The following is a 25,833-nucleotide window of genomic DNA, read 5'->3' on the forward strand; positions in this document are numbered from 1 at the left end:
GACACACGGTAATATACCTGATATGCTTTACAAGCCTGTTAGGCCACTGTTTCGAGCCTGTCAAGTTCGAAGCGACAGAGTCAGATGCTGTAGCTGAAACCCGCCGATAAGGTGCGGCCAATGCGGTACTTCTGAATCACGTAGGAGCGGGAGCGAAATTCGACCGTGGAGTTTAAGAGGTTCGTTGCCTGAAGCTTGACCGCCCAGTGAGCAGACAGCCTCTGATTGGCGGTCAGGTCCAGCTTGGCGAAAGGCATTTCATAGGCATCATCCAGACCCAGGGCACCCACCGCGCTGATGCGCTTACCAAAGGTATTATACATCAGGCGGACACTGCTGCCCCACACCGGCTGATCAAAGGCAACGCTGCCGTTAAGGACATAGCGGGACTGTTCGATCAGCGGTCTGTGCTTGTTGGTAAGCACGTTCTGTCCCTGGCTGTTCAGATCCACATCGGAAGAGATAAAGGTCGCGTTGCCGATCAGCGAGAAGAATGAAATCCATTCCCCTGCGCGTGGCGCAAGCATGGACAATGTCTTGCGGAACTCGATTTCTGCGCCGAAATTGTGGGCGCTGGCGAAGTTCTCGGGGATGGTGGCAAGCTGCGAATTGCCTCCATTGGTCAGCACCCATTCGATGGGGTCTTTTATGTCCTTGTAGAACAGGCCTGCAGAGATGTTCTCTCCGACTCCGGGATAGTAATCGGCGCGGAGGTCATAGTTGGCAATTTTAGAGTGCTTGATATTGGGGTTGCCCTGCCGCTCCCGGCCCTGGGCATACTCCTGATCGGTGGAAGGCACGATTTCCGCGTAGTCGGGATTGGCAATGGTCATGCTTCCCGCCGCACGGAGATTGAGACTCTCGCTCACTTTGTACGTGACATTGATCGAGGGCAGAATGTCGGTGTGTTTGGGACCGCCCTCGCTGATCTCGGCGCTGGTGCTGCCGGCATAGGGGAAGGTCTTGTAGTGCTGATCGGTGTCCTCTACCCGCACGCCGCCGATCACCCGCCAGCGAGCGCCGAGCGCCACGTCCCCCATCGCGTAGGCAGAGGCCACTTTCATATCGGCATTGTATGAATCGAGGTTGTTGCGTTGTACGTCGAGACGGAAACTGCTCTGGAGATTCTTTGCCGAGAAAATCGCATCGGGCGGGAGTGCCCTGTCCATCTGGGGCTGATCGGTCGAGGTCATCAGCATGAAGTAAAACGTATTGGTGGGAAAGGTACGCTCCAGTTTGCGATAGGAAGCGCCGAATTTCAGCTTTGAACCGGGAGCCTTGATCATGGAAAGCGGCATGGTCCAATCCACGATGCCCTCGTACACATTATCGCGCATTTTGGCATAGCGCCGTACGCCACTGGCTCCGTTGAACTGCGCTTGATACGTGCTGTCGCCCTCGTAATGGGCATAGGACAGATCCCGACGGTCGGGTTGATCGAAAGCGCCGCGAGAATAGGCGCCGGTCCATTCAAAACGTGAGCCAAGGAGCGCGGGAAGTTCGTGCGCGCCTTTGAGCTGACTGGTCAGCAACGAGCGCTCCGTCCAGGTCAGGCGGTAATTGCGGTAGGTAACGCCTTCAATGACTCCATCGGCGATACGGGCTTCATCATCGGCGCTGCGGGTATAGAGGCTTTTCAGGCTGAGTTTATGATTGCCGCCGAGGCGAGTGTTCAGGTCGAGAATTCCGCCCCAGTTCACGGAATGAATCGAACGGTCTACGGTCAGGTTTTGGCGGGCGTCATAACGGGTACTGCCATCGGCCTGCTGCTGGAGGGTATAATCGTTGGCTTCGCCCTGTCGCCGGGAATAGGTGTTCGCGTAGTTCAGGGAGATCAGGTAGCCCAGCGGCCTTCCCAGCACTTCGGATTGGTTTCCGAAAGCGAGGCTGCGCGAGCCGTTGAGCGGAGCACTGGACTTTACGGGACCGAAGGAGTAGTTGCTGAAGCTCTGCGCCGCTTGCCGCTCCTTTGCGGTGTTGCCCAGCCAGCCGCCATGGATCACATAACCGGGGATAGAGCGTGTGCCGTCATCCATCGCCAGCCAGTCTTTGTTGCCGCCGGCATAGGTGTTGAAACTCTTGAGGGAAGATTGCGTGTTGTAGCTGCTGGTGGCGCTCACGGAGAGAGTCAGTTTCTCCGGAAATTCACGGGTGTTCAATTGAACCGAACCGCCGGCGAAGTCGCCCGGTTGATCCGGCGTTGCCGTCTTCGAGACCACCACGTTGTCCAACAGATTCGCCGGAATGATGTCAAAGGGTACAGTGCGCTTTAACGGCTCGGGGCTGGCGATGGCCGTTCCGTTAAGACGGGTATTGTTGTAGCGCTCCCCCATGCCACGCACGTAAACATATTTGTCACCGACGATGGTGACGCCGGTCACGCGCTTGACGGCGGCAGACGCGTCCGAGTCCGCGGACTTCTTGATCTGCTCCGCGCTGATGCCATCGGATACGGCCACCGCTTTCTTCTGGATGCCGAGGAGAGCGGCTTCGGTGTTGTTTACCTGTGTGGCTTCGATCACGACCTCGTTCATCTGTACCGCTTCCGGCCGGAGCTTCAGATTCAACGTTTCGGTTTTTCCCCCTTGGATGAGCACGGCAGCGACGGTGAGCTTTGCGTACCCCACGGCTGTCGCCGCCACGTCGTATTTGCCCCCGGGAACGTTTACGACGCGGAAGTGGCCGTCGAGATCCGTCGCGGCTCCCATGGCGGTGCCCTTCAGCATGACACTCACGCCGATCATCGCTTCCCCCGTTTCGCCGTCGACCACCAGACCATCCAGCGTTCCGGTGGAATCAGCGGCTGCGAGCGAATGGCACAGCAGAAGCAGGCTCAGCATCAAGAAGACAGTCGTCAAAAGTCGCATAGTAAGGGATCCGTTAGTTTCTGGTTAGGCATGCGTAAAGCACAGACGGCCATGAAAGGAAAGCGCCCGCAGAATGATCCGGCGGGGCGCTTCATGTGAGCGAATCAACACCAAACTTAGTACGTGCGGGTGAGGTCAATCTGAATGCTGTCCAACTCATCGCCGCTGCGAATGGTCATCCAATCGCGCAGAGGAGCTGAGTTACGGTGGTAATAGCCGTAGCGGTCACCGGTGGAGAGTTGCCGGTTGTTATCCAGATCCTGAAAGACTCCAATGTACGCCGCGGTGGAATCGCCCTCCAGCGCAAAGGACGTCTGGAACCCGGCGTTATCCGGCGTGATGATGGTGGTCAGGGGCGCTGAAGCCGTCAGCGAAATGGCGGGTGTTCCCACCTGTGCCGTGTTCAGAAACACATACAGGTTTTGCAGCGTGTGCCCCGCCCAAGTCACAGATCCGTGGACCTGCACCAGCGCCGAACCGGACTCCTGCATAGCCACTAACAGCCCTACCCAGCCGGGCTCTTCCTGGGACATGCGCAGCGTGTGGTAGATTTCCAGATCGGCGGGAGACGGAGTCATGGGCGAGTAGATGGTCATCCCCTTCCGCATGCTGCCTGGCCGGGTGCCTCGCGTTTCAATTACCATGTGATCCAGAGCAGACTGAACACGATCTGCCGTCTGGCGGATGCCCTCGACGGCATAGAAAGTGGAATCGGCCCGAATTGAACCGACAAAGGCGGGAAGATCAACCGTTGCGGAGTCACTGACCTGCAGGTCCCACAGCGATTGCCAGATCTGGAGGATTTGCGAGGAATGATTGTGCAGGACAACGCGGATCGAATCGGCCATATTGTTCACGTCACGTGCCAGCGACTCTACGGAACGGAGGTCCAGCAGGTCAAAGATGGCAAGGGTATCCCCGGAAGTCTGCGCCCGTGTGGCCATACGAGCCACCATGAACCGGCCCAACCGTTCGGCGTCCATCCCCGGATTTGTGGCCAAATCCAGCAGCCATTGCTCCGAGGCCAGGAAACCCGGTTGCGGCAGAACAGACGAGGTCGCTACCATGTAGTCTACTTTGCCGCTCATCTCATAGGCGACTTCCATGGTGCTCATACCGGGAGTCAGCCAGAGCAGCAGATCGAAGTGCACCGGCAGCCCATTGTGGCCCGTGGATGCGTCGAGCGTTTGAGACATGGCAGGGATCGGCATGATACGCCCGCCGCTCACATCGTCCCGGCATGCGCCACGCCACGCTTCCCCTTCACCGCCGATGATCAGCGCGTAGTGCCGCGCTGGATACAAAGCGACGGCAGAGTCCACGAATTGCTTAAGAAGCTGGGGCGAGGACATATCCTGCTGTCCCCAGGCTTTCCCGATGGAGCTGATGCGGTTTCCCGCCTCGCCCGGTTGAAAGCGGATGTCATAAAAGCGGCAGACGCCATTGTCGGCGGCGGTTCCTACCAAGGCCACCGCATGCACCTTGTCGGTCGTATACACATCTTGAAGCCCATGTACGGTGGCAATGGCCTGCGACTGACCATTAGACAGCATGTCTCCGGCGTAGTTGCCCGCACCGTAATACAGGATGGTCCACTCGGCACTGGTCTCCTCCGGCGGATTCGTGATGGCGGCATGATCCGTGCCTCGATGGTCCATCGAGCACGAAGACAAGATTGCCGCCGCGACGATCACGGTAAAGAACCGTAAGTGACTGTAATTCATCTACCACTTGCTCCGCGAATTTTGTAGTTGCTGGTGCAATTTCTTAGCACCCTATACTACGAAGCCGATGTTTCTGTGCCGTCAACAGAATGTTACGGGATTGTTTCGGCGAGACTCTGACAGCCAACTCACTCAACGCAGAAAGCCCCGGTGGGACACCGGGGCTTTCTACGCTTCTTGGCTACTCTACCCTTCTCGGGCATCCTACACACTCACTTTGACGATCTGGAAGGGCCCTTGTTCATGCACGCCGGACACGCAAGATTTGGTAGAAAGGGTGGAGAGGGCCGCCAGAGATCGGGACCGTTGGGTTCGGGATGTATTACAGCGGGCTTGCAATTTTCTTATTATCGAGCCGATTCCTGCGACATTCAGCGGCAAAACATTCGGCTTACGAATGCCGAAGGATGGGCTAAAAAAGCAAAGTCCTCACGGCAAAGCGCCGCGAGGACTGAACTTATCGTTGTAGCGGGGGTAGGATTTGAACCTACGACCTTTGGGTTATGAGCCCAACGAGCTACCGGGCTGCTCCACCCCGCAATAATAGAAACCCAATATACGGATGTTGACAGGATTTGTCAAGCCGTTCAATCTTCATCTTCTGGCGCAGAAAGAGGTAGCTTGAGCAGGCAGCCTTCTACCCGACGCGGAGTGCGCTGCAATACCCTCACGGCAACTCCATCAATATCAACGTCTTCACCGGCATTCGGGATTCTGCCCAAGCGATCTGCCAACAGTCCGGACAACGTGTTATATTCCCCCTCGGGAGGAGGCCAACCGGTAACCTGCTCGATGTCCTCAAGGAAAGCCGAGCCGCTGACCAGAAACTTGCCGGGAGCGACCCGCTTAATCACAGCCTGATCCGGATCGAAACGCTCGCCTACAGGGCCAACCAACTCCGCGAAGATATCGGCGAGTGTCACCAGGCCGTCTGTACCGCCGTACTCATCGACCACCAGCGCCACCCGCCTCCGTTGAACTTTGAATTCCTGCAAGAGATCCACAATCCGCTTGGACTCGGGAACCGCATGCAGCGGACGAAGCACATCCCGCAAGGAGCCAAGGTCCGCGAGGAAATCACGGGCACTGATGAAGCCGACGATATGATCCAAGTCACCGTCGTAGACGGGAAGGATATTGTAACGGCTGCGGCGAAAGACATCGCGCACTTCCGCAGGAGTCATATGCAGCGAGACCGCGACCATCTGCGTGCGGGGAGTCATGATCTGCCGGACCTTGAGTTCCCGCGCATCCAGAAAGCGCTCCAGAAGTTCTCCTTCCTCCGGCGAGACGGCTCCCTCCGCCTCCGCTCCAACCAAGACCATATCCAGTTCACGGCGCATCGCCAGAGGTTCCCCGCTGACGAGCTGATCCACAGGCTGTGCGCTGCTCGTGAGAAGACGGGTCATCGGCCAGAGCAGCCAGCGAATTGGGGTAAACAGGTAGTAGCAGGCGAGCATGGGAAAAGACCAGCGGCGCACAATGCGGTTGGCCAAGGCATAGCCGACCGTCTTGGGAAGCAATTCAGAGAAGACCAGCACGGCCAGCGGCGAAAGAGTCAGCAGCCAGAAGTCGCCGATTCCCGCCGCTTTGGCCAGCACCACCAGCAGCGACGAATAGGCGACATTGGTAACATTATTGCCGATGAGCGTGGTACCCAAAAACCGTTGGGGATGAGCCGAAAGAAAATGCACCGTGCGAGCGCCGAAGCGCCGCGCCCGCATCCAGCCAAAGGTCAGAATGCGGTCGAAGGCCGTGTAGGCGGTTTCCATCGCCGAGAAGTAGGCGCCGCTGATGAAGATCAGCAGAAGCAGCAGAAGCAGCTTCACTCGGAGATCTCCTGCACCAGCATGCGGCCGCTGCCGGCATCGATCAGCGCGGCGATCAGCGCGGGCATGGCATCCGGCGAAATCGACAGCAGAAAGCAGGCACCTGCGGACGAAGGCTGCAGTTCTACGGCGGCGTTATGACGGCGGGCTATGGTGTACACGGCATTTTGAAGATCATAGGAGCATTCGACGCGGCAGCGGGAAAGAATCGGCACGCGCAGGACAGGCGCGGCGTCCAGGCATTGTGCGGCACAGTCACCATAAGCGCGGGCAAGCCCACCGGTGCCAAGCTTGGTGCCGCCAAAGTAGCGAGTAACGATCACCAGACTCGAGGTAAGATCGCGCTTCTGAATTTCCCGCAGGATGGGCGGGCCGGCGGTGCCACGAGGCTCGCCGGCGTCGCCCGGTTTTTCGATCAGATGCCGGTCGCGACCGAGACGATAGGCGAAACACCAGTGCGTGGCATCGTAGTACCGCTTGCGCTCGGCGTCCAGCAGCGCGGCCACCTCCTGCTCAGATTGAACAGGAGTGGCCGTGCCCAAAAAGCGCGAGCCCAGCACGCGTGTTTGCGCGTGACCAGGCCCGGCTAATGTCAGATAGTCTTCCGCGGACATGCGCGGTTACGCATCCCTAATTTTGCTTCTTCTTTGCGCGAAGCGCTGCCTGCGCCGCCGCCAGACGGGCCACGGGAACGCGGAACGGGCTGCACGAAACGTAATCGAGACCGACGTCATTGAAGAAGTACACGGAAGACGGATCGCCACCGTGCTCGCCGCAAATACCGACCTTGAGTGTCGGGCGGGTGGCGCGGCCACGCTCGGTGCCCATGCGGACGAGCTGTCCCACACCGGCGGTATCCAGCGACTCGAACGGATCGTCCGGCAGGATCTTGTGGCCCACGTAGAACGGGAGGAACTTGCCGGCATCGTCGCGGGACAGGCCCATCGTCGTCTGCGTGAGGTCATTGGTGCCGAAGCTGAAGAACTCGGCCTCCTTGGCGATCTCGTTTGCCATGAGGGCGGCGCGCGGCAACTCGATCATTGTACCGACAAGGTAGTCGAACTTGACGCCGGATTCCTTCATGACCTCCGTGGCCACGCGGCGGATAATTTCCGCCTGCATATGGAACTCTTCGAGAGTCATGATCAGCGGAATCATGACTTCGGGATTGACCTCGATGCCAGCCTTCTTCACGGCCACGGCGGCTTCGAAGATGGCGCGAGCCTGCATTTCGGTGATTTCCGGGAAGACAATGCCCAAACGGCAGCCGCGATGACCGAGCATAGGGTTGGCTTCGGCAAGGAAGGCGACCTTGGCGTTGATCTTCTCGGCGGGAACGTTCAGCTTCTTGGAAAGATCGGCAACGGCCTTCTCCCCGTGAGGCAGGAACTCATGGAGCGGCGGATCGAGCAGACGAACCGTAACGGGACGTCCGGCCATCTCGGTAAAGATGCCTTCAAAGTCCTTGCGCTGCATGGGCAGCAGCTTGGCCAACGCGGACTTGCGCTCGGCCAGGGTGTCGGCGATAATCATCTGGCGAACCGAGTCAATGCGGTCGCCTTCAAAGAACATGTGCTCGGTACGGCAGAGACCGATGCCCTGCGCGCCGAAGGCGACGGCGTTCTTCGACTGATCCGGCTGATCGGCGTTGGTGCGCACTTTCAGACGGCGATATTCGTCGGCCCACGAGAGCAGGCTGTTGTAAAGCTGATAATCAGGCGCGTCCTTGGGATCGAGAGTCTTCTCGAGGAGCACCTGCAGCACTTCCGACGGCTTGGTGGGAATGCGCTCGGCGTAGACATCGCCGGTGGAACCGTTCAGGGAGATCCAATCGCCTTCCTTGACGACCTTGCCCTTGACGGCCATCTCATGCTTGCCGTAGTCAATTTCCAGAGTATCGCACCCCGCGACGCACACCTTGCCCATCTGACGGGCAACGAGAGCGGCGTGGGAGGTCATGCCGCCACGCTGGGTGAGAATACCCTGCGCCGCGTCCATACCGCGGATATCTTCGGGCGAGGTTTCGATGCGAACCAGGATGACCTGCTCGCCCTTCTGCGCCCATGCTTCGGCGTCGCTGGCATGGAAGACCACGCGACCGGTAGCCGCGCCGGGACCGGCATTGAGGCCCTTGGCAATGGGCTTGGCACTCTTGATAACCTTCGGATCAAAGATCGGACGCAGCAATTGATTGAGCATCAAAGGCTCGACACGTTCGATGGCGTCTTCCTTGGTGATCAGACCTTCGGCGACCATTTCCACCGCCATGCGAATGGCGGCCAGACCGGTACGCTTGCCGACGCGGCACTGGAGCATCCAGAGCTTGCCGTTCTGAATGGTGAACTCGATGTCCATCATGTCGCGGTAGTGCTGCTCGAGACGGTCGGTAATCGAGATCAGCTCCTTGCAGGCGGCAGGCATCTTCTCTTCGAGCGACGGAAACTTGGCGGCACGGTCGGCTTCGGGGACGCTGTGGTTTTGTGACCATGTCTGCGAACCCTTGAGCGTCACCTGCTGCGGCGTACGCGTTCCGGCGACGACGTCTTCGCCCTGCGCATTCACCAGGAATTCGCCGTAGAACGCCTTTTCGCCGGTGGCGGGATCGCGCGTGAAGGCGACGCCGGTGGCGCAATTGTCACCGAGGTTACCGAACACCATGGCCTGCACGTTGACGGCGGTGCCCCACGATTCCGGAATCTTGTTCAGGCGGCGATAGACAATAGCGCGCTCGTTCATCCAGGAGCCGAACACGGCGCCGACCGCTCCCCAGAGCTGATCATAAGGATCTTCGGGGAAGTCCACGCCCTTGCGCTCTTTGATAATCTTCTTGAACTCGGCAACCAATTCCTTGAGCTGCGCAGCGGAAAGATCGGTATCAAGTTTCACGCCGGCCTGCTTCTTCTTGGCGGCGAGCATGACTTCGAACGGGTCTTCCTCCTCCTTGGTCTCGGGCTTCAGTTCGAGCACGACGTCACCGTACATGGCGACAAAGCGGCGGTAGGAATCATAGGCGAAACGCGCGTCGCCGCTGCGGGCGATCAGGCCTTCCACCGTCTTGTCATTCAGACCAAGGTTCAAAATCGTGTCCATCATGCCGGGCATCGACGCGCGAGCGCCGCTGCGGACGGAGACGAGCAGCGGATTGGAAGGATCACCGAACTTAGCGCCGGTGAGAGATTCGATGTAGTGAATCGCCTTGTCTACTTCACTCTTGAGCGTCTCGGGATATTGCCGCCCGTGCTCGTAAAAGTAGGTGCAAACCTCAGTAGAACAGGTAAAGCCGGGCGGGACAGGGATGCCGAGGAGATTCATTTCGGCGAGGTTGGCTCCCTTGCCACCCAGCAGGGCTTTCATGTCGGCTTTGCCTTCAGCGGTGCCGTTGCCGAAGGTGTAAACGTACTTAGTCATAGAACAACCGTGCTCCAAAGTTTATTTGAGAAGAATCGCTTTAGCGACCCTGCATTCTTGTTCGGATTCAAGACGGAAAAGATAGACGCCGGACGCGGCATTCGTGCCATCCCAAGCCACCTGATGCGTGCCGGCGGGAAGCGATCCCAGATCGCGGGTGGTTTGCTCGCGCCCCAGAAGGTCGAAGACCCGTAAACGCACCGTGGCAGACTTGGGGAGATCAAAGCGGACAACGGCCGCGCTATTGAAAGGATTAGGCGAGACGGAAGTGATCCTGAACTCTTTGGGCAATGCCGGAGACAGCGGGGTACCGGTGCCCAAATACGTGTAGGTGGCCCGCTTGAGAATCTTATTGCCGGGGTCGATCTGGACACCGCGAATGTCCGTGAGGCCGGTCAGTTCAAAGGTCTGATCCGCTGTCGCATCATTCCAGACGGTGAAGACAGAATCCGGTCGATTGGCAAACGAGACGCGTACATCGACCGGCATGCGAAAGAGCGTGCCCGTAGTTTGTGTCTGCGCAATGTGAAAGACAGGAATGTCGATGAGATCGATCAGTACATGGTACAGCGGATAGCGCGTGCCCGTGTACACCCACTCATCGAAAAACCACTGCAAACTGCCGCCGTAATGCTCTTCAAGTTTGAGCTGCCATTCCGCGGTCACGGCGTTGCCGAAGGCGTGTTCCTGACCATACTCACGCCAGGCATCGAAAAAGGCGGTATCGCCGAGAAGCTGGCGCAGCATGTGCATTACGCAGGCGCCCTTCTCGTAGACGGTCGATCCCCAATAGTAATCCGGATTGTAGATGGGGAAGTTCTCGTTGGTGGTGAGTGCCGCAGGGAAGAGATCGGTCTCGACGTAGTCCTGATAGGCGGCATGGCCGCCGAGGGCTTCCATACCGAGAGCCTCACAGTAGGTGCCGAAGCCTTCGTTCAGCCAGAGGTCGCGCCAGTCGCCGCAAGTAACCCAGTCGCCCCACCACTGATGAGACATCTCATGGAAGAGCAGCCAGTCGTAGGTGTGATTGGCCTGCACCGCGTTCTCGACATGGAAGACACAGGTGGCATGCTCCATGTCGCCGATGGGCGTCATCGCGTAGCCGAAGCGGTCGAACGGATAGGGACCGAAGCGGGCGGAAAAGCTATCGAGTACGGCGGGAACATTCGCGTAGGCAATCTGCGCCGCGGCAAGGTGGTTCGGATAGACCCAGTTCATAATCAACGGGTGTTCCGTTCGCTGCACAAATGTCCGATAGTTACCGGCAGAAATCGCCAACAGGTAGGTGGAAACAGGCTGGTCGAGGCGGTAATGCCAGACCGTGCGCGATGCGGAACTGTCGACCGAGACCGGCATGCCGACCGTCATGAACTGGGTAGCCGTTTGCGAACGGCTCAGTTCCGTCTCGGCATCCCACAGAACCTTGTCCGTCGGATCGGCATAGGAAGGAAGCCAGTTGTAGTTGGCCGGAGGCAAGTCGAGATTGAGACCGTCCCCCATGCTGAAGCCCATATTGCCGCGATCCCCTTGAGCGCGCACGAAACGGAAGCCGCCCCAGGAATCGATAATCGCGGGATTCCCGTGGTAGGCGATACCGAATTCCACCGTATCATGGAGGGGCACGGCAGGGCTCAACAGAATCTGCAGGCTGTCGAGACCGTCGCGGGTGTATGTGACGGTTGTTTCGCCGAGCGACCAGACGGAGTCCATGGTGAGCGACTCCGTGAAGCGCAAGTCCACCCGGTCCAGCGGAATCTGGCTCGCGCGAACGGTGTAGATCACGGAGGAGCGGAAGATTTGACTGTCAGGGTTCATGCTCATCGTCGGGTGGATTTCCAGCATGTCATAGCGATGCAGGCTGTCATCATCCAGTGACCCGGCGCGGCTGTGGAGTCTATGGCGCAACTCGGAATTCGGCGTGGGAGTTCCCCATGGGCCGGTCTGGCGCGGCGCCGCAAACACAAGAGTACTGGCCAGAATTGCTAAAATCAGTGATTTTAGATACATAACCACCCCAGCTTGTGCAAAATTTAACTTTATAGAATACGAATGTCTGGTGCCAAAGTCAAGCCCGGACCGAGGAGAAGCAGCGGGCCGCATCAGCGGCCCGCTGCCGAATTTCGCTATGATTCTCCCTGCCTTCAACGGCGTGCCTGCGTCTGGAGCTTTCGATTCCATTTCAGGTCGGCGGGAAGCAGTTCAGCAGCGCTGCGCGAGGCGGAAATCGTGGTACTGCTTTCCGTGAGAATGGCCTGGACCTCATAGTAGCGCGTGGGCAACGTGTCATCCCACTCGGCATACGTCGTATCACGGGTGATGATCAAGTCCTTATAGCCGTCGGCAAAATGGGTGGACACCGAGCCGCGAACCACATAGCGGCCGGCGCCGGGCACCGGGCTCCATGCGAGTTGAATGCCTGTGGGTACGACGGCGATCACCAGGTCCTTGACCGGCACAGCCTCAGAGGGTGCGGTGGATCGGACGGCGATGTCACGCAGACGCCAGTAGCCATTACCAAAGAACTCGAAACGCAACGCGACGTTCTGCCGGCCCTGCATCCAACTCAGAGCAGCCGACGGCTGCACACCCTCTTCCAGCGCGCCTCCCCCCTGCTGGGTGAAGGCCCAGACCGAATGCGGGAAGGTTTGACCGCCGTCTGTGCTGCCGCTGACGCGGGCAAGCAGCCGCTGCTGCTCGGAAGTTTCACGCAAATACTGCCAGAAAGACATGGCCGGATTTTGCAGGCGGGATGCGTCGAACACCTGTGTCGTATAGGCAATGGACTCGCCGTCGCGGGAGTGAAGTTCGAGCACCGGAATACCCTGCGGATACTGCGTGAGCGACCACGAACAGCCCTGGCCCGCCGTGATCCGCGAGGACAGCTCCGCAGCGCACGTTCCGGAAAGATCATCGGCGAAAATGCCGCCGGAATCCGGCGGGATGTCCAGCGGGATTTCGGGAGTGGTCACGGTGTAGTGCGCGGGACTCGCGTTTGTGGCGCGGACGCTGTAATAGACCGTTGTCCCGGCGGGAATCTCCTCAAGCGTTGTCCGGTAGCGGCCCGCTACGGCGTGCATGGGTATGGTGAGAATCATGCCGTCGCCGATACGATAGCGCAGGGATGCGCTCTGTACACCGCTAAGATCCTGCACATCCGCACTGATCGACACCGGAGCATGCACCGTGTAGACCGATGCTGACGCGAAAGAACGAACCGTGGGTGCCGACGTGTCCATGCGGGCAGGGATGCCGAACCAGTTCAGGATGTCCCGAAAAAGATGCACGCGGGTGGACGGCAGCGTGGTATCGGCCAGCGCGCCGAGTTCGATGGAGCTGCCTACCGTGCGATAGGTCGCACCCGCATAGGCGATGCACAAGGGATAGACCGCGCCGGGGCGCACATTGCGCAGAATCGTGACGGCGTTATCGAGGGGGGCGAGCCGGTCAATAAAGCTGTTCTCACCCGCGTATCGGAATTCATAAGGCGCAAAGGCGGTTCCGGTTTCACCCTGTACCGGTCCGGCATCGGATGAGCCGTCCTGCATGCCGCGGATGTGAAAGTACGGATGCAGCGGAGTCTCTTCATCGAAGACCCACACGTCGCCGCCTTCCCAGTAGCAGTTGCCGCCGCTATCGAGATACTGTGCGATGCGCGCGGCTTCGGCTTGCGGCAGCGATACGACATTGGGGAAAACGCCGCAGAAGATCCAGATGGACATGTAGCGGGACAGATCCGGTGGCAGATCCTGTGCGCGCTCATGCTCCACACCGAGCGCGCTCAAAGCGTCCTGCACGGCGTCAATCGGCTGCGGCATAGGATCGAGTTCGTAGAGGAACACCGGAATCTGCCCAATCCGCGCGCTGCCGATTCCGGTAACCGGTGCGGCATGGGCCGCTGACAGTTCATAGCCGTAGGTGAACTCGAAGCCGCGCGGTACGGTGCTGTCAGCCCGCAGGAAGGCGGTCGCAACCAGCGTGTCGCCGGCAGCGATGGATGGCGAATCCAACTGCACGTCCAGAATGTGCACCGCTGGGTCTGCCGTGCGAATCGAGCACGCGGGAGACCAGGCGCGGTCGCTGCCGGAATTGGGGAATTTCAAATGCAGGGCCAGGCGTTCGCCGGCATTGGGATTGCCGTCGCCGTCGCCGGAATCTTCCTGCAGAGATGCGCTTCCAAAAACCAAGCGCGGAGCATGAAGCACCAGCGGATAGATGGTAACACTGCTGTCGCCGTTGCCGGGCAGCGTTACCACACGCAACAGCGCGACGTCCTGATCGTTGACGGAATCCGACACCGCGACGCGGAGCGATTCCGGAGCATGGACCGTTTGCCCCGAAGCAATGGAAGGCAGCGTTAAGGCCTGGGACGATAAGATCAGGCGGATGTCTTCACAGGAGACTCGAACGAGACCTTCCGGCGAGGCGGCCCTGCCGGAATTGAAAAACGAAAATTGCAGAGCGCAGCTTTCGGAGCGGTCCGCCTGATGATCATTGTCCCCGGTCGCATCCATCACCCGCACGGCATTCAGCGTCAGATGCGCGGTAGTGTCAGACACAATCGAGATGGCACGCATGGCCGGGATGGCATTGTGTCCGGTTACGGTCAGATGCAGCGTGCCGGGAACGGTCAGTTGCAGCGGAATCGACACCTGTCCCAGCGAATCCGTGTGGTAGACTTGATAGAGCCGCGCCGAGTCATCCATCAGGCAAATAGCGGCTCCCGCAACGAGCTGACTGCCACGCTGCACGGACACGGGCAATCCGGTCGAATGCAGCGGAAGCGTGGACGGCGCATTGACCGTCAGCGATTCAGGAATGGCGGAGAACACGTGCATGGACGGATCACCAAGCAGCACGAATTGCTGAATGGTCTCTTCCGTGACACCGCCCGAAGGCTGCGGGAAGGATTGCGCCGTCGCCAGACGGCCAAGGTCGGCAGCGGTGCCGAGACGGTCACATCCCTGCAGGAAGACGGCGCGCAGCATGCCAAGGCCGAGAGTATCCGAGTAGTAAAACGGCGTGCGCTCCGTGGCGCCGAAATAGGCGACAGGTCCACGGCCCCCCGGCTCGGGGAGCCAGTGCTCGGCGAACGATTCACCGGGATAATCCAGGTCTGCCGTGGCACAGGCTACCGAAATAACAATGGGCGCAGCCTCCGACGTGACCTGTTCCTGATTGCCATTCACAAAATTCGGGTGGATCGAACTCCAGCCCTGGGCGAAGCCATGACCGATGTAGAAGATCCATTGCCGCCCCGCATTCATCGATGTGAGGAAATTGGAGAGCGTAGTCGTCTGGGGCTCCTGCAACTGGTCGACGGTATCCATGCCGCTGGAGCGGAGCAGGTTGCCGACGTAGATGCCATGTTGCGGATCCACGCCGGAGTTGCTGGACACGACCAGGCCTTTGAAGTTGCGTTCGGGCACGGCGTCACGTTCATAGGAAAGCAATCGGTTGACCCAGACTTCGCAGTCATCTACCGTCTGGCAGGGAATGCGCCCAATGGAAATATCCGGCAGATAATCGTCATCGGACAGCAGGCTGTAGGGATGATCGGTCAGGCTGTTGTTCAAGCCGTAGAACGCCGGGATGACATTCACGTCGCCGACAATCAACAGATAGCCGGGAGTAGGACGCAACGTATCACACACGCCGCGAATGTAGGTGCGCAGCGCCGGACCGTTGGACGCCACGTGCGAGTAGATGGCCGTGTGAACAAGCACGCCGGTCTGCGCCTTCCAGGCGATGAACGGCTGAAGCGCGGGAAGGAACTGCGGCTCGGTAATCAGCAGCATCTGTTCCGGATTACCCGCTTCACTGGACTCCTGCCCGCGTGTCATCAGCAACCGCACGAGCAGATCCCGGGTGGAAGCGGGCAACCGCCCGTCGGAATCGAGCGCCGCACGCCCCGCATGAGTAACGCGAACGCGCATCCGGGTGTGAATGATGCACTCTCCAGTGCCGGCGTTGGTCTGGAACGGCGAAAAGGTAACGAGTGCCACCTGGGCGCGGCCAATGCCGCCGCGCAATGTGACCGTTACCGAGTGAACAGGATACGTCTGATGTCCGGTATAGAACTGCGGTGCGGGATCACGGCGCAGTTCCAAACTCTGGTCACGATCGAGAGGATCGGCGGCGGGGCGGATGGCTCCGTACGCACGATGCAGCGTATCGTCCTCCACAATGGCGACGTCGGCGGACGCAGAACTGATCTGCACGAAGGCGGACAGTTGCGGAACTTCCGGCCAGCCACTCTGCGCAGCATTCACCATACCGGGAACGGCGAGCGTGGTCCACGCCTGACCGACGGCACTGTCACGGCCAGCGTACACCGCGCTCAGGCGAAATTCGAGCACGGTTTCGCCGCGGTTTTCGGAAACGACAGAAACCGTCGCGACGGCAGGGCCGGACGGGTCAAGCAACTCGGCGACCGGCCCGGTCTGGGCGGCCGCGAGAGTTATCAACAAAATGATGTGGATAAGTACGAGAAGCAGCCGATGTTGATACATGTCTACGTTGGTCTTCTGGTGCGTTCAGACCGTCAAGACTTGCAAAATGTCTGCCCCATAATATACAAAATAAAAGGGTCATCAGCTATCGCCGATGACCCGTGTCAACTGGTTTCGAACGTCTCTATTGCGGTTTCAAGACCACAACATGGAAGGCTTGATGCCCCTTGGGGCCCGGTACTTTTTCGAAACTTACGCGGTCGCCGGGCTCAAGAACCCGATAACCTTTTCCGGTAATGGACGAGAAGTGGACAAAGATCTCCTCTCCCCCATTCGTCTCAATAAATCCGAAGCCCTTCTTGGTCGAAAACCATTTTACAGTCCCCTGATCGGTGGACTGACTGGCGTTTCTGACTGCTTGCATTCCCCACTCACAAGTGAATTGTTAGAATAAACAACGTATTGGTGCCCGAGCGGCACGTGCAGGATCAGACTGGAATCTCCGCATTCATATAATGCAGGCGGTACAGCACATAGTGTTCCGCCGTGTTTAGCAATTCCAGCTTTTCCTCCGGCTTTAGATCACGTTTCTTCACCGCCGGTATGCCTGCCCAAAGTTCTCCCGATGGGACATGAGTGCCTTCCCGGACCACAGAACCGGCGGCAATCAGGCTCTGGCTGCCGACGACGACGTGGTCAAGCACCCGGGCACCGATTCCTACCAGACAGCCCATCTGCAGCGTACAGCCGTGCAGCATGGCTCCATGACCGACAGACACCTTGTCCTCAATCGTGAGCGCGGCATCGGCCACGTTCACATGACAGATCACCCCATCCTGAAGATTCACCTTGCTGCCAATGCGAATGCGATTGACATCCCCGCGGATCACGGCCGCGAACCAGACAGAAGATTCGGGTCCGATAACGGTATCGCCAATGACCACTGCGCCCGGTGCGATCCAAGCGGTCGGATGAATCGTCGGAAACTGCCCTTCAAAGGGTAGAATAATGGGCTCTTTCACCATAGTTATACGATCTGACTGCCCCAAAGTTGCGCCTCTTGCGAAAACTGTGACATTAATGTATGCTGAACAGAATGGCAGATTGCCATAAAGGGGAAAGGGGTTGCAGAGTATCAGCACTTTACCCGACAACTCATCAAAGATCAGATATCTGAGGCTTTGTCCGTCACGTCGCGACGCACAAAGACCATCTGCACCCCGGTAGAATTACTCGCTGTGAGTAGACCCTGCGGGAGGAAGCAGATTGGCAACCGCCCATTCCTTCCGGTAGGTAATTACCGCCGAGGCCGTTCCGAGAGGGGCACGGACCTGAATGTAGCGGATATTGCTGGGGAAAGGCATCGGCGTGGTTCCGCTGTGCCAGTTTTCCCACTGCACCAGCTTAAGGTCATCGAAGTTGGCGTAACCGGTCCCGGTGGCCGGGGAGAGCAGACGGAGCTTAATGTCGTAGCAGTAGCCATACTGCGGATCCACCAGATCCCGCCAGTATTGCGTCCAGCCAAAGGTCCCATCCTGCGGGCCGGCGACAAGAACGGAATCAATAAGATGACCGCCGGAGCGCGCATCCCAGAACTCGAACTGCAACGCAATGTCATTGCCATTCTGCCCGCGAACCCAACCGGACATGGTGCAATTGGCGCCGTAAGGGAATACCTGGCGATACACCAGATTGGTGGATACGCTGTTGGAGCCGCCGCCGGAGCGGTTCAGCCCGATGCTGCGGCGTCCGGCATGGAAGGTGACGGTGTCATACTTTTCGTAGGCGCTGTTCAGATTCCACGGCGTCGCGCCTTCCGCTTCAATGTTGCCCCACATCAGCAACTCGCGGCCCACGCGGTACTGGCCGCCTGCAGTTCCCTGAAGAGTAACGCTCACCGGATAACCGTCATCCCGCAGGTAAAACGGCGCGGAATAGGCAAAGCTGTCACGGTTGGTCAGGGCAAGAGTATCGGTGTAATTTACGCCACTGCGGCTCCATGCCGTAGTGTCCATGACAATGAACGACGAATCCGCGAGGGGCTGGCGGATGGTCCACGTGCGCATCGGACGGGACAATTCCGCAATGTAATCGAGAATCGCACCGCCGAGGTAGCCCGTGGCGACGCTGGGGATGTAGCGGTCAATGAAGACGGGATGCACGACGAAACTGCTGACGCTGTGGTTGTCCGCCAGTTGCGCCTGAATCGCCATGGAGACGAAGGTCTCAGGCAATTGCTGGTCAAAGGCGAAATTGCCCATGCTGTGAGCGATCACATGGCCGTCATACACCTGGCACCCCTGAATAACGTGGGGGTGATGGTTGATGACCAGATCGGCGCCCATGTCGATGGCGTACTTGCGCAGAGCCACGTCACCGGTGTCGGGCAGCAAACTTGTGATCAGGGGCGGCTGATCCTCATCGTCAACATCCTGCTGCATGCGTTGCTGGAGGGTCGGCGGCTCGGTGGCATATTCGATGCCCGAATGCACCTGAACGATCACCACATCCGCAACCTGCCGCGCCGCAGGAATGGTCTGCTCGATGCTCACCCGGTCCCACATGGCAAAACCGGGCTTGGCGGGTCCTGCTCCCATGAAGGGCTGCTCATTGTCCGCCGAGCCATCGCGGTTGCAATAGGATAGAATGGCGACACACAGGCCATTCTGCGAGAAGAAGACGGGCTGCCGGGCCACTTCATCATTGCCGCCGGTTCCGGTGGAGAGGATTTGCAGGGAGTCCAGAAGATGCTTGGTGTCGATCATCCCCTGCTCCATGTAATCCATACTGTGGTTGTTGGCGAGGGCCAGGAATTCAAAGCCGGCAAACTTCAACGCTTCGGTGTACTGGGGGCGTCCCTTGAAGTAAATAGATTTGGTGGGGTGATGGCGATTGCTGTTGGTGAACGGACATTCGAGGTTGGCCATAGCCAGATCCACCGACTGCAGCAGCGGTTGAATGCGTCCGAAGATGGAATCCGGCCCATAGGTATCAATGACGCCGCCGTTGTCTTCATAGCGCCGCGCGATCATGACGTCGCCGCCCCAGAGCGTGCTGATATGGCGCGAGGCGGTATAGGACGTGTCGGACACCTGCTGAGTAATGTAATCGGCACGGTCGGACGTGTCGATCACACTCAGCGTTACGACATAGGAACCGTGCGAGCGGTAGCGGTGAACGGGATTGGTCGTATAGGCGGATGTGCCGTCGCCGAAGCTCCAGAACTCGCGATAAAGCGGGCCTTCCGGGTCGCAGCCCATCGAGCAGAAGGTGACCTCCATGGTATCCACGGACGGTCGGTTGGTGATCTGCCAGTGGAAGCGGGCCACAGGCGGCAAACTGATGGACCCGGTGACATCGCGGATTTCGTCGATGCGCAGAACTCCAGCGGCCCCGGAATCGTCATTGTCATTAGCAAACAGTAACTGGCGGACAAGCGGATAGTAGCCAAAACGGCCCATCCAGTCATCACCGACGGGAAGGTCGAGCAGCACCCACTGGCTGTCGGGATACCAGCCCTGATAGGTGTTGTTCCACGCTTCGGATTGCTGCATGCGGGTGCCCCAGAGGGGATACCACATCTCGTTGGCGCTGTCTGCCATGCCGAAAGCCTGCATGGTGCCCACACGCATGGACTTTGCCGCAACGCGCCAGATGGAGCCGGCGTGCAGGCGAGCGGTGTCGGTAATCTGCTCGCGCTTCCATGTGTTGCCGTAGAGTTCGATGCAGCGTCCGGAGGTGTTGTAGGCGCCATCCTGTAAGGGCCGCCAGGCATCCGGATCGCTGTCCTGCGCGGCCGAATAGGTTTGCAGGAGGAACATGCCGTCAAAATTCTCGATGACCTGATAGTTGGTGGAAGTCCCCTGGTCCCAGTGGGCGGCAATTCGGTAATAGGCCCGAGGATGGGTGGCCAGAAAATCCGCCGATTCGAGCCATGTGGAGCTGTCATGCACCGTGGCGACCTGCTGCAAATCCGACAGGTTGGCATTGGTGGCGCGGAAGATCATCCAGTCGGTGACACCGGACAGCGGTTCCCATCGGAGCCGGAGCGTGTTGCCTTGCGGATAAAGTGTCACCCGGAAGAGCGTATCACACTCGTCGAGGCGGAGCGGCGGACGAGTCTTCTGTTGCGGCTTGAGGGGCATGCTGGAATAGCTGACCAGGCAGGCGGCAAGCGACAGGGCAAAAACAAGGAGTATCTTGATTCGAGCCACGGTTGTCTCGCAGGTCGGTGAATGAGTTCTATGCATCTGTAAGAAAGAGTATTGAAAGCGATATGTCAAGCATTTGACGATTTGTCGCACCGCCCGAAGAGAGTGTTTACTTTCTGTAATATCAACACTTAATGTGACTGACCGGTTCAATGTTCATTCAGGTGGCGTGTTTGGAGGCATGAGACACTGCGGCATAGCGCAAAAATGGGTTCTCATTCGGACCTTTACCTCGAGTGTGCTCCGTGGCACGTGCGAGACAGGTGGCTCGCTTCGCATGGAGCATGAACACATGTGCATAAAGTCCTTACAAGGCGTGCGTGGGGGTTTTGCGCTTGCCTTTTCAGTTGGAAAGACTTAGATTTAGTGGAATAGCTGTGATCAGGCACGCGTTTGATAATCGATAGACGAATCCGGTTTGCGTGCGACCAGATTCCCTTCCCGGCAGTTATGATCACCAAAGACGAAATCGTCCGCAACTGGCTTCCCCGCTACACGGGAACGCCGCTCGAAGAGTTTTCCGAGTACATTCTGCTGGTGAACTTCGAGGATTATGTCGAGAAGTTCGCGCGGGAAAACGATTGCCAGATCCGTGGCGTCGGCGGCCCGATGCAGACGGCGAGCAGCAAGGACGGGATCACGATCATCAATTTCGGCATTGGTTCGCCGAATGCGGCCACGATCATGGATCTGCTGTCAGCCATCAAGCCCAAAGCCTGCCTGTTTCTGGGCAAGTGCGGTGGGCTGAAGAAGAAGGTCAACGCGGGGGATTTCATACTGCCGATCGGCGCCCTGCGCGAAGGCTCAGCGTCATCGCTTTATTTCCCCCCTGAAGTTCCCGCTCTGCCATCGTTCAACCTGCAGAAGACCGTGGCGCAGGTCATCAACCGTCATGGCCGGGAATATTACACCGGCACCGTCTACTCGACCAACCGCCGGGTATGGGAACATGATGAGAAGTTCCACCAGTATCTGAGTGACGTGCGCGCCATTGGTATCGACATGGAGTGCTCGACGATCTTTCTGGTGGGTTTTGCGAATCATATTCCGAAAGGCGCGCTGCTGCTGGTGACGGATACGCCGATGGTGCCGGAAGGCGTCAAGACGAGCGCCTCCGATCAACAGGTTACGGCGAAGTTTGCCGACCTGCATTTGCAGATTGGCGTTGAGGCGCTGCGCGAACTCAAAGTCAGCGGCGAAAGTGTCAAGCATCTGAAATTCTGACGTCCTCGCGATACATCCCCACGCATCTCCACGATAAGCCCTTCCGCTTTTTTCACGCATAGGAAATTTGTTCATGAGTACACCCACCGCAGTCCAATCCCCTTCGACTGCTCATCCGAAGCGCTCCAAGTTCCCCCAGAGTTTCTGGGTCGCGAACACGATGGAGATTTTCGAACGGCTGGCATGGTACGGGTTCTTTGCCGTATCGTCCCTTTACATTACGGGTTCGCGGGCTGAAGGCGCGCTCGGGTTTACCTCGGAGCAGCGCGGCATTCTGCAGGGCATTGTGCCGTTCATCCTCTATCTGCTGCCGGTGTTGTTCGGCGCGCTGGCGGATCGCTTCGGTTACAAGAAGACGTTCGTCGTCGCCTATTCGGTGATGGTGCCCGCGTACTACATGCTGGGCAAGTTCACGCACTTCGGAACGTTTTTCATGGCCTTCCTGTTCGTGGCTGTGGGCGCGGCGATTTTCAAGCCGGTGATCACGGGAACGGTGGCTCGTACCACGGACGAGACGAATTCTTCGATGGGTTTCGGCATCTTTTACATGATGGTGAACATCGGCGGCTTTATTGGCCCGATTGTCGCCGGATTTGTGCGGGTGCGGTACGGCTGGGATTTTGTGTTCATCGCGTCGGCATTCTGGATTGCCTGTAACTTCATCTGGCTGTTCGTGTTCTACAAAGAACCGACCAGCGAAGCGGAGAGCGGGAAGAAGCGCTCCATTGCGCAGGTATTGACCGGCATTGTGGAAGTGCTGGGCAACGGGCGGTTCTTTATCATGGTCTTCGGCTTACTGATCATGCTCATGCTCAGCGGCCGGGTGTTAAGCTGGGGCGTGCTGGGTGTGGTAGCCGGCGGCTGGGTGCTGCTGAATTTCCTGGTGGATATTCCGCTGCGCGCACGCGAAAAGCGCGGCACGGTCTCCTCGGGTCTGAAGGCTCCGATGAAACTTGGTAACTGGAAGTTCGCACTGTACCTGCTGATTCTCTCCGGTTTCTGGACGTCCTTCAACCAGATTTTCCTGACCCATCCCGAGTTCATCCGCGACTTCGTGGACACCAGCGATATGGTGAAGACGGCGCGGAGCTGGTTCGGCGATGATTTTGCGCGGAATGTGGCGGTAGTGAACGAGGATCTGGTGCAAGCGGAGGTTGGTCCGATGATCAACACGCAGGCCAGCCGGATCGACGAGCGGATCAAGGCCATTCAGGACGGCGCATACCTTGCGGCGTTCGATACCATTCCGGGCAATGAGCGCGCGGTGACGATTCCGCCGAAGACTCTGAAGGTGGACACCGTGGGCGCGAAGCCGGTGCTGAGGGAACTGTGGGGATTCAACCTGAGAATTCCGCCGGATACGTTTGCGGCGGGAATCGGCGCCTTGCAGATCCACACGTTGAAGCTCGACCCGGCGGCGGGCAGCGCGGTCCTGCAGGTATTGCACAACAGCAGTGCGGGCACCGCCAAGGACACACTGCTGCGGGATCAGCTTTTCCAGCAGACGGGCATGGTGCTGAACCAACCCGCCGGAGCGGAACCTTCGAGGACGAACCCTGCCGAGAAGGTGATTTCGCTGGCCGTAGCGGCGAAAATCGATTCCTTTGACAAGGTGAAGCCGCTGAACGAACGGCAGATGACCTATCTGCTGGCGGGCGTGGCCTATGCCGATCCGAACGAGACTTCGGCAAAGCTTCACGCCTTCGCAGAGGAGTACCGGCAGGTAAATCCGGAGTATATTATCAATGTGGACGCCGGCGCGATTGTGATTTTCCAGGTGCTGGTGTCATGGCTGATCGGCTTCATCGCGCCGCTGACGGCGATGGTGATCGGTATCATCATTGCAGCGGTGGGTATCGGCATGGCGGCGTGGACCTACACGGGCTGGCTGGTCACTCTGGCGATTACGGTCTTTGCCTTCGGCGAAATGGCCGCATCCCCCAAGAGCCAGGAATATGTGGGCCGCATTGCCCCGAAGCAGAAAGTGGCCATGTATATGGGCTTCTACTTCTGGACCGTGGCGCTGGGCAACATTTTCGGCGGTCTGCTTTCGGGGCAGCTCTATGGATCGCTGGCGCGCGACATGGGCCGGCCCGACATCATGTGGATGATCTTCGGCGGACTCGGTTTGCTGACGGCGTTCATTCTGGTGCTGTATGACCGCCTGGTCATCGGCAAGGGAAAGATGGAATAACCGTTTTAAAGGCGCGGGCGGGTCTTAGACCCACCCCTCCAATAGATGTGGTTGCGAGTGATTCATGCCTCGCGAGCCTTCGCGAGGAGACACATACAAGGACATGTCATGAACATCAAGAGCAGACTTTCGGCGCTGCGCAAACTGTTGGCCGCATACCGGATTCAGGCGTATGTCGTGCCCAGCACAGACGCTCACCAGAGCGAATACGTGCCGACATTCTGGCATCGCCGGGAATGGATCAGCGGCTTCACCGGTTCGGCGGGCGATGTGGCGATTACGCCGCTCAAGGCCGCGCTGTGGACCGATGGCCGTTACTTCCTGCAGGCTGAGGCTCAGCTTTCAGGCAGCGGAATTTCGCTGATGAAACTGGGTATGCCGGGAACGCCGACGATTGCGGCCTGGCTGGGAAAGCAACTGAAGAAGGGTAACCGCGTTGGTGTGGACCCACGTCTGTTTTCCGTGGCGCAGTTTCAGAAGATGAAAGCAGACCTCGATGCCGCCGGGATTGAACTGGTCAGCATCGAGTCTAATCTCATTGATGACCTGTGGGCCGATCAGCCCGCGGCTCCCGATGGGATTATCGAAACCCACCCGGTGGCATATTCGGGCGAGCGCTTTCAGGACAAGCTGAAGAAGGTGCGTAAAGCCATGCACGCGGCGGGCGCGACGGGTCACGTCATTGCGGCGCTGGATTGCATCGCGTGGCTGTTCAATATCCGTGGCTCCGACGTGCTGCATAATCCGGTGGTGATCGCTTACGCGATTGTGACGGACAAGGAAGCCCTGCTTTTCACCGATCCGGCAAAGCTGACACCCGAGGTACTGCGCGCCTTCGGGCAGTCGGTGACCGTGAAGCCCTATGACGATTTCCGCGCGGCCCTCATCAAGCTCTCGAAGAGCGGCGGCCCGGTGTGGCTGGATCCGAACACCACCAACCAGTGGATTGCGGATCTGATCAAGCCGCGTGCGAGCCTGATGCTGAAGGATTCGCCGATTGTGATGATGAAGTCGCTGAAGAATGCCGTGGAGATCCGTGGCGCGCGCAAAGCCCACGTGCGGGACGGCGCGGCGATGGTGAAGTTCCTTTACTGGCTGGACCAGACGGCGGGACGGGAAAAGCTGACGGAGATTTCGGTCGCGGAGAAGCTGGAAGGATTCCGCGCGAAAAGCAAGCTGTTCCGCGGTGTGAGCTTCGATTCGATCATCGGCTACGCCGGACACGGCGCGATTATCCACTACTCGGCGACTCCGGAAACCGACGTACCGATCCGGCGCAAGGGTATTCTGCTGGTGGATTCGGGCGGACAATATCTGGACGGCACGACGGACATCACGCGGACGATTTCCCTCAGCCCGCCTTCGGTGCTGCAAAAGGATCAGTTCACGCGGGTGCTGAAGGGCCACATTCAGGTGGTGATGGCGCGTTTCCCGCACGGAACCGCAGGCCGGCAAATTGACACGCTGGCCCGCAAGGCTCTGTGGGATGCCGGCTATGACTACAATCACGGCACCGGGCATGGCGTCGGCTCGTACCTGAGCGTGCATGAAGGTCCGCAGTCGATATCCTACGCGCGAGACACAGGAATTGCCCTGCAACCGGGCATGGTGATCTCGAATGAGCCCGGCTATTATGCGGCGGGCGAGTATGGTATCCGCACGGAGAATCTGATCTACGTAGTGCAGGACAAGGAGAACTCGCGGGATGGCAAGGTCTTTTTGACCTTCGAAAATCTGACGCTGTGTCCGATTGACACGCGGCTGATCAATCCCAAGCTGCTCTCCCCCGAGGAATTGCGGTACCTCAACGCTTACCACGCGCAGGTCAAGAAGGTGCTGACGCCACTGCTGGACAAAAAAGAAGCCGCATGGCTTTCGAAAGCCACGCGGCCAATTCGGTAAATTACTTGCGGAATTCGGACCCGAC

Annotated in this window: 13 protein-coding genes and 1 tRNA gene; 3 read left to right on the top strand and 11 right to left on the bottom strand. The window is 58.7% G+C overall.

The window, feature by feature from the left end; genetic code table 11:
• Positions 1-80: 80 nt before the first annotated feature.
• The 11 genes from VGL38_03815 to VGL38_03865 form a co-directional block, all read right to left on the bottom strand.
• Positions 81-2,867 carry a TonB-dependent receptor gene (locus VGL38_03815; protein HEY3294539.1) on the bottom strand — a complete coding sequence of 929 codons (2,787 nt, stop codon included), beginning with the start codon at positions 2,865-2,867 and terminating at the stop codon, positions 81-83.
• A gap of 116 nt (positions 2,868-2,983) precedes the next feature.
• Positions 2,984-4,591, bottom strand: coding sequence for a clostripain-related cysteine peptidase (locus tag VGL38_03820; protein HEY3294540.1), 1,608 nt, complete (start codon positions 4,589-4,591; stop codon positions 2,984-2,986).
• 466 nt (positions 4,592-5,057) lie between these two features.
• A tRNA-Met gene (locus VGL38_03825) sits at positions 5,058-5,131 on the bottom strand.
• Between the two features lie 47 nt (positions 5,132-5,178).
• Positions 5,179-6,420 (bottom strand): hemolysin family protein, encoded by a 1,242-nt coding sequence (locus tag VGL38_03830; protein HEY3294541.1) that lies wholly within the window; start codon positions 6,418-6,420, stop codon positions 5,179-5,181.
• A complete protein-coding gene (locus tag VGL38_03835; GenBank protein ID HEY3294542.1) occupies positions 6,417-7,034 on the bottom strand; it encodes a YigZ family protein in 618 nt (205 codons plus the stop codon). Before VGL38_03835 ends, VGL38_03830 begins: the two co-directional genes overlap by 4 nt.
• A 16-nt stretch (positions 7,035-7,050) precedes the next feature.
• On the bottom strand, positions 7,051-9,828 hold the full coding sequence (ppdK, locus tag VGL38_03840) for a pyruvate, phosphate dikinase (GenBank protein ID HEY3294543.1): 2,778 nt from the start codon (positions 9,826-9,828) through the stop codon (positions 7,051-7,053).
• Positions 9,829-9,849: 21 nt separating this feature from the next.
• Positions 9,850-11,835, bottom strand: coding sequence for a M1 family aminopeptidase (locus VGL38_03845; protein HEY3294544.1), 1,986 nt, complete (start codon positions 11,833-11,835; stop codon positions 9,850-9,852).
• Between the two features lie 134 nt (positions 11,836-11,969).
• Positions 11,970-16,337, bottom strand: a complete 4,368-nt coding sequence (locus tag VGL38_03850) for a C25 family cysteine peptidase (GenBank protein HEY3294545.1) — start codon at positions 16,335-16,337, stop codon at positions 11,970-11,972.
• A gap of 124 nt (positions 16,338-16,461) precedes the next feature.
• Complete coding sequence (locus VGL38_03855) at positions 16,462-16,701, bottom strand: cold shock domain-containing protein (protein HEY3294546.1); 240 nt, start codon at positions 16,699-16,701, stop codon at positions 16,462-16,464.
• Positions 16,702-16,765: 64 nt separating this feature from the next.
• Positions 16,766-17,302: a gamma carbonic anhydrase family protein gene (locus VGL38_03860; GenBank protein HEY3294547.1), complete on the bottom strand. Its 537-nt coding sequence runs from the start codon at positions 17,300-17,302 to the stop codon at positions 16,766-16,768.
• Between the two features lie 204 nt (positions 17,303-17,506).
• On the bottom strand, positions 17,507-20,491 hold the full coding sequence (locus tag VGL38_03865; GenBank protein ID HEY3294548.1) for a CapA family protein: 2,985 nt from the start codon (positions 20,489-20,491) through the stop codon (positions 17,507-17,509).
• A 447-nt stretch (positions 20,492-20,938) separates the two neighbouring features.
• Between VGL38_03865 and VGL38_03870 the strand changes: the two genes are divergently transcribed.
• The 3 genes from VGL38_03870 (at position 20,939) to VGL38_03880 (ending at position 25,808) form a co-directional block, all read left to right on the top strand.
• A complete protein-coding gene (locus tag VGL38_03870) occupies positions 20,939-21,712 on the top strand; it encodes an AMP nucleosidase (GenBank protein HEY3294549.1) in 774 nt (257 codons plus the stop codon).
• A 73-nt stretch (positions 21,713-21,785) separates the two neighbouring features.
• Positions 21,786-23,906: an MFS transporter gene (locus tag VGL38_03875; GenBank protein HEY3294550.1), complete on the top strand. Its 2,121-nt coding sequence runs from the start codon at positions 21,786-21,788 to the stop codon at positions 23,904-23,906.
• Between the two features lie 108 nt (positions 23,907-24,014).
• The gene (locus VGL38_03880; protein HEY3294551.1) at positions 24,015-25,808 is read left to right on the top strand and encodes an aminopeptidase P family protein; all 1,794 of its coding nucleotides are present in this window, start codon (positions 24,015-24,017) and stop codon (positions 25,806-25,808) included.
• Positions 25,809-25,833: the final 25 nt, after the last annotated feature.

The organism is bacterium, assembly GCA_036504735.1.
Taxonomy (GTDB): domain Bacteria; phylum Electryoneota; class RPQS01; order RPQS01; family RPQS01; genus DASXUQ01.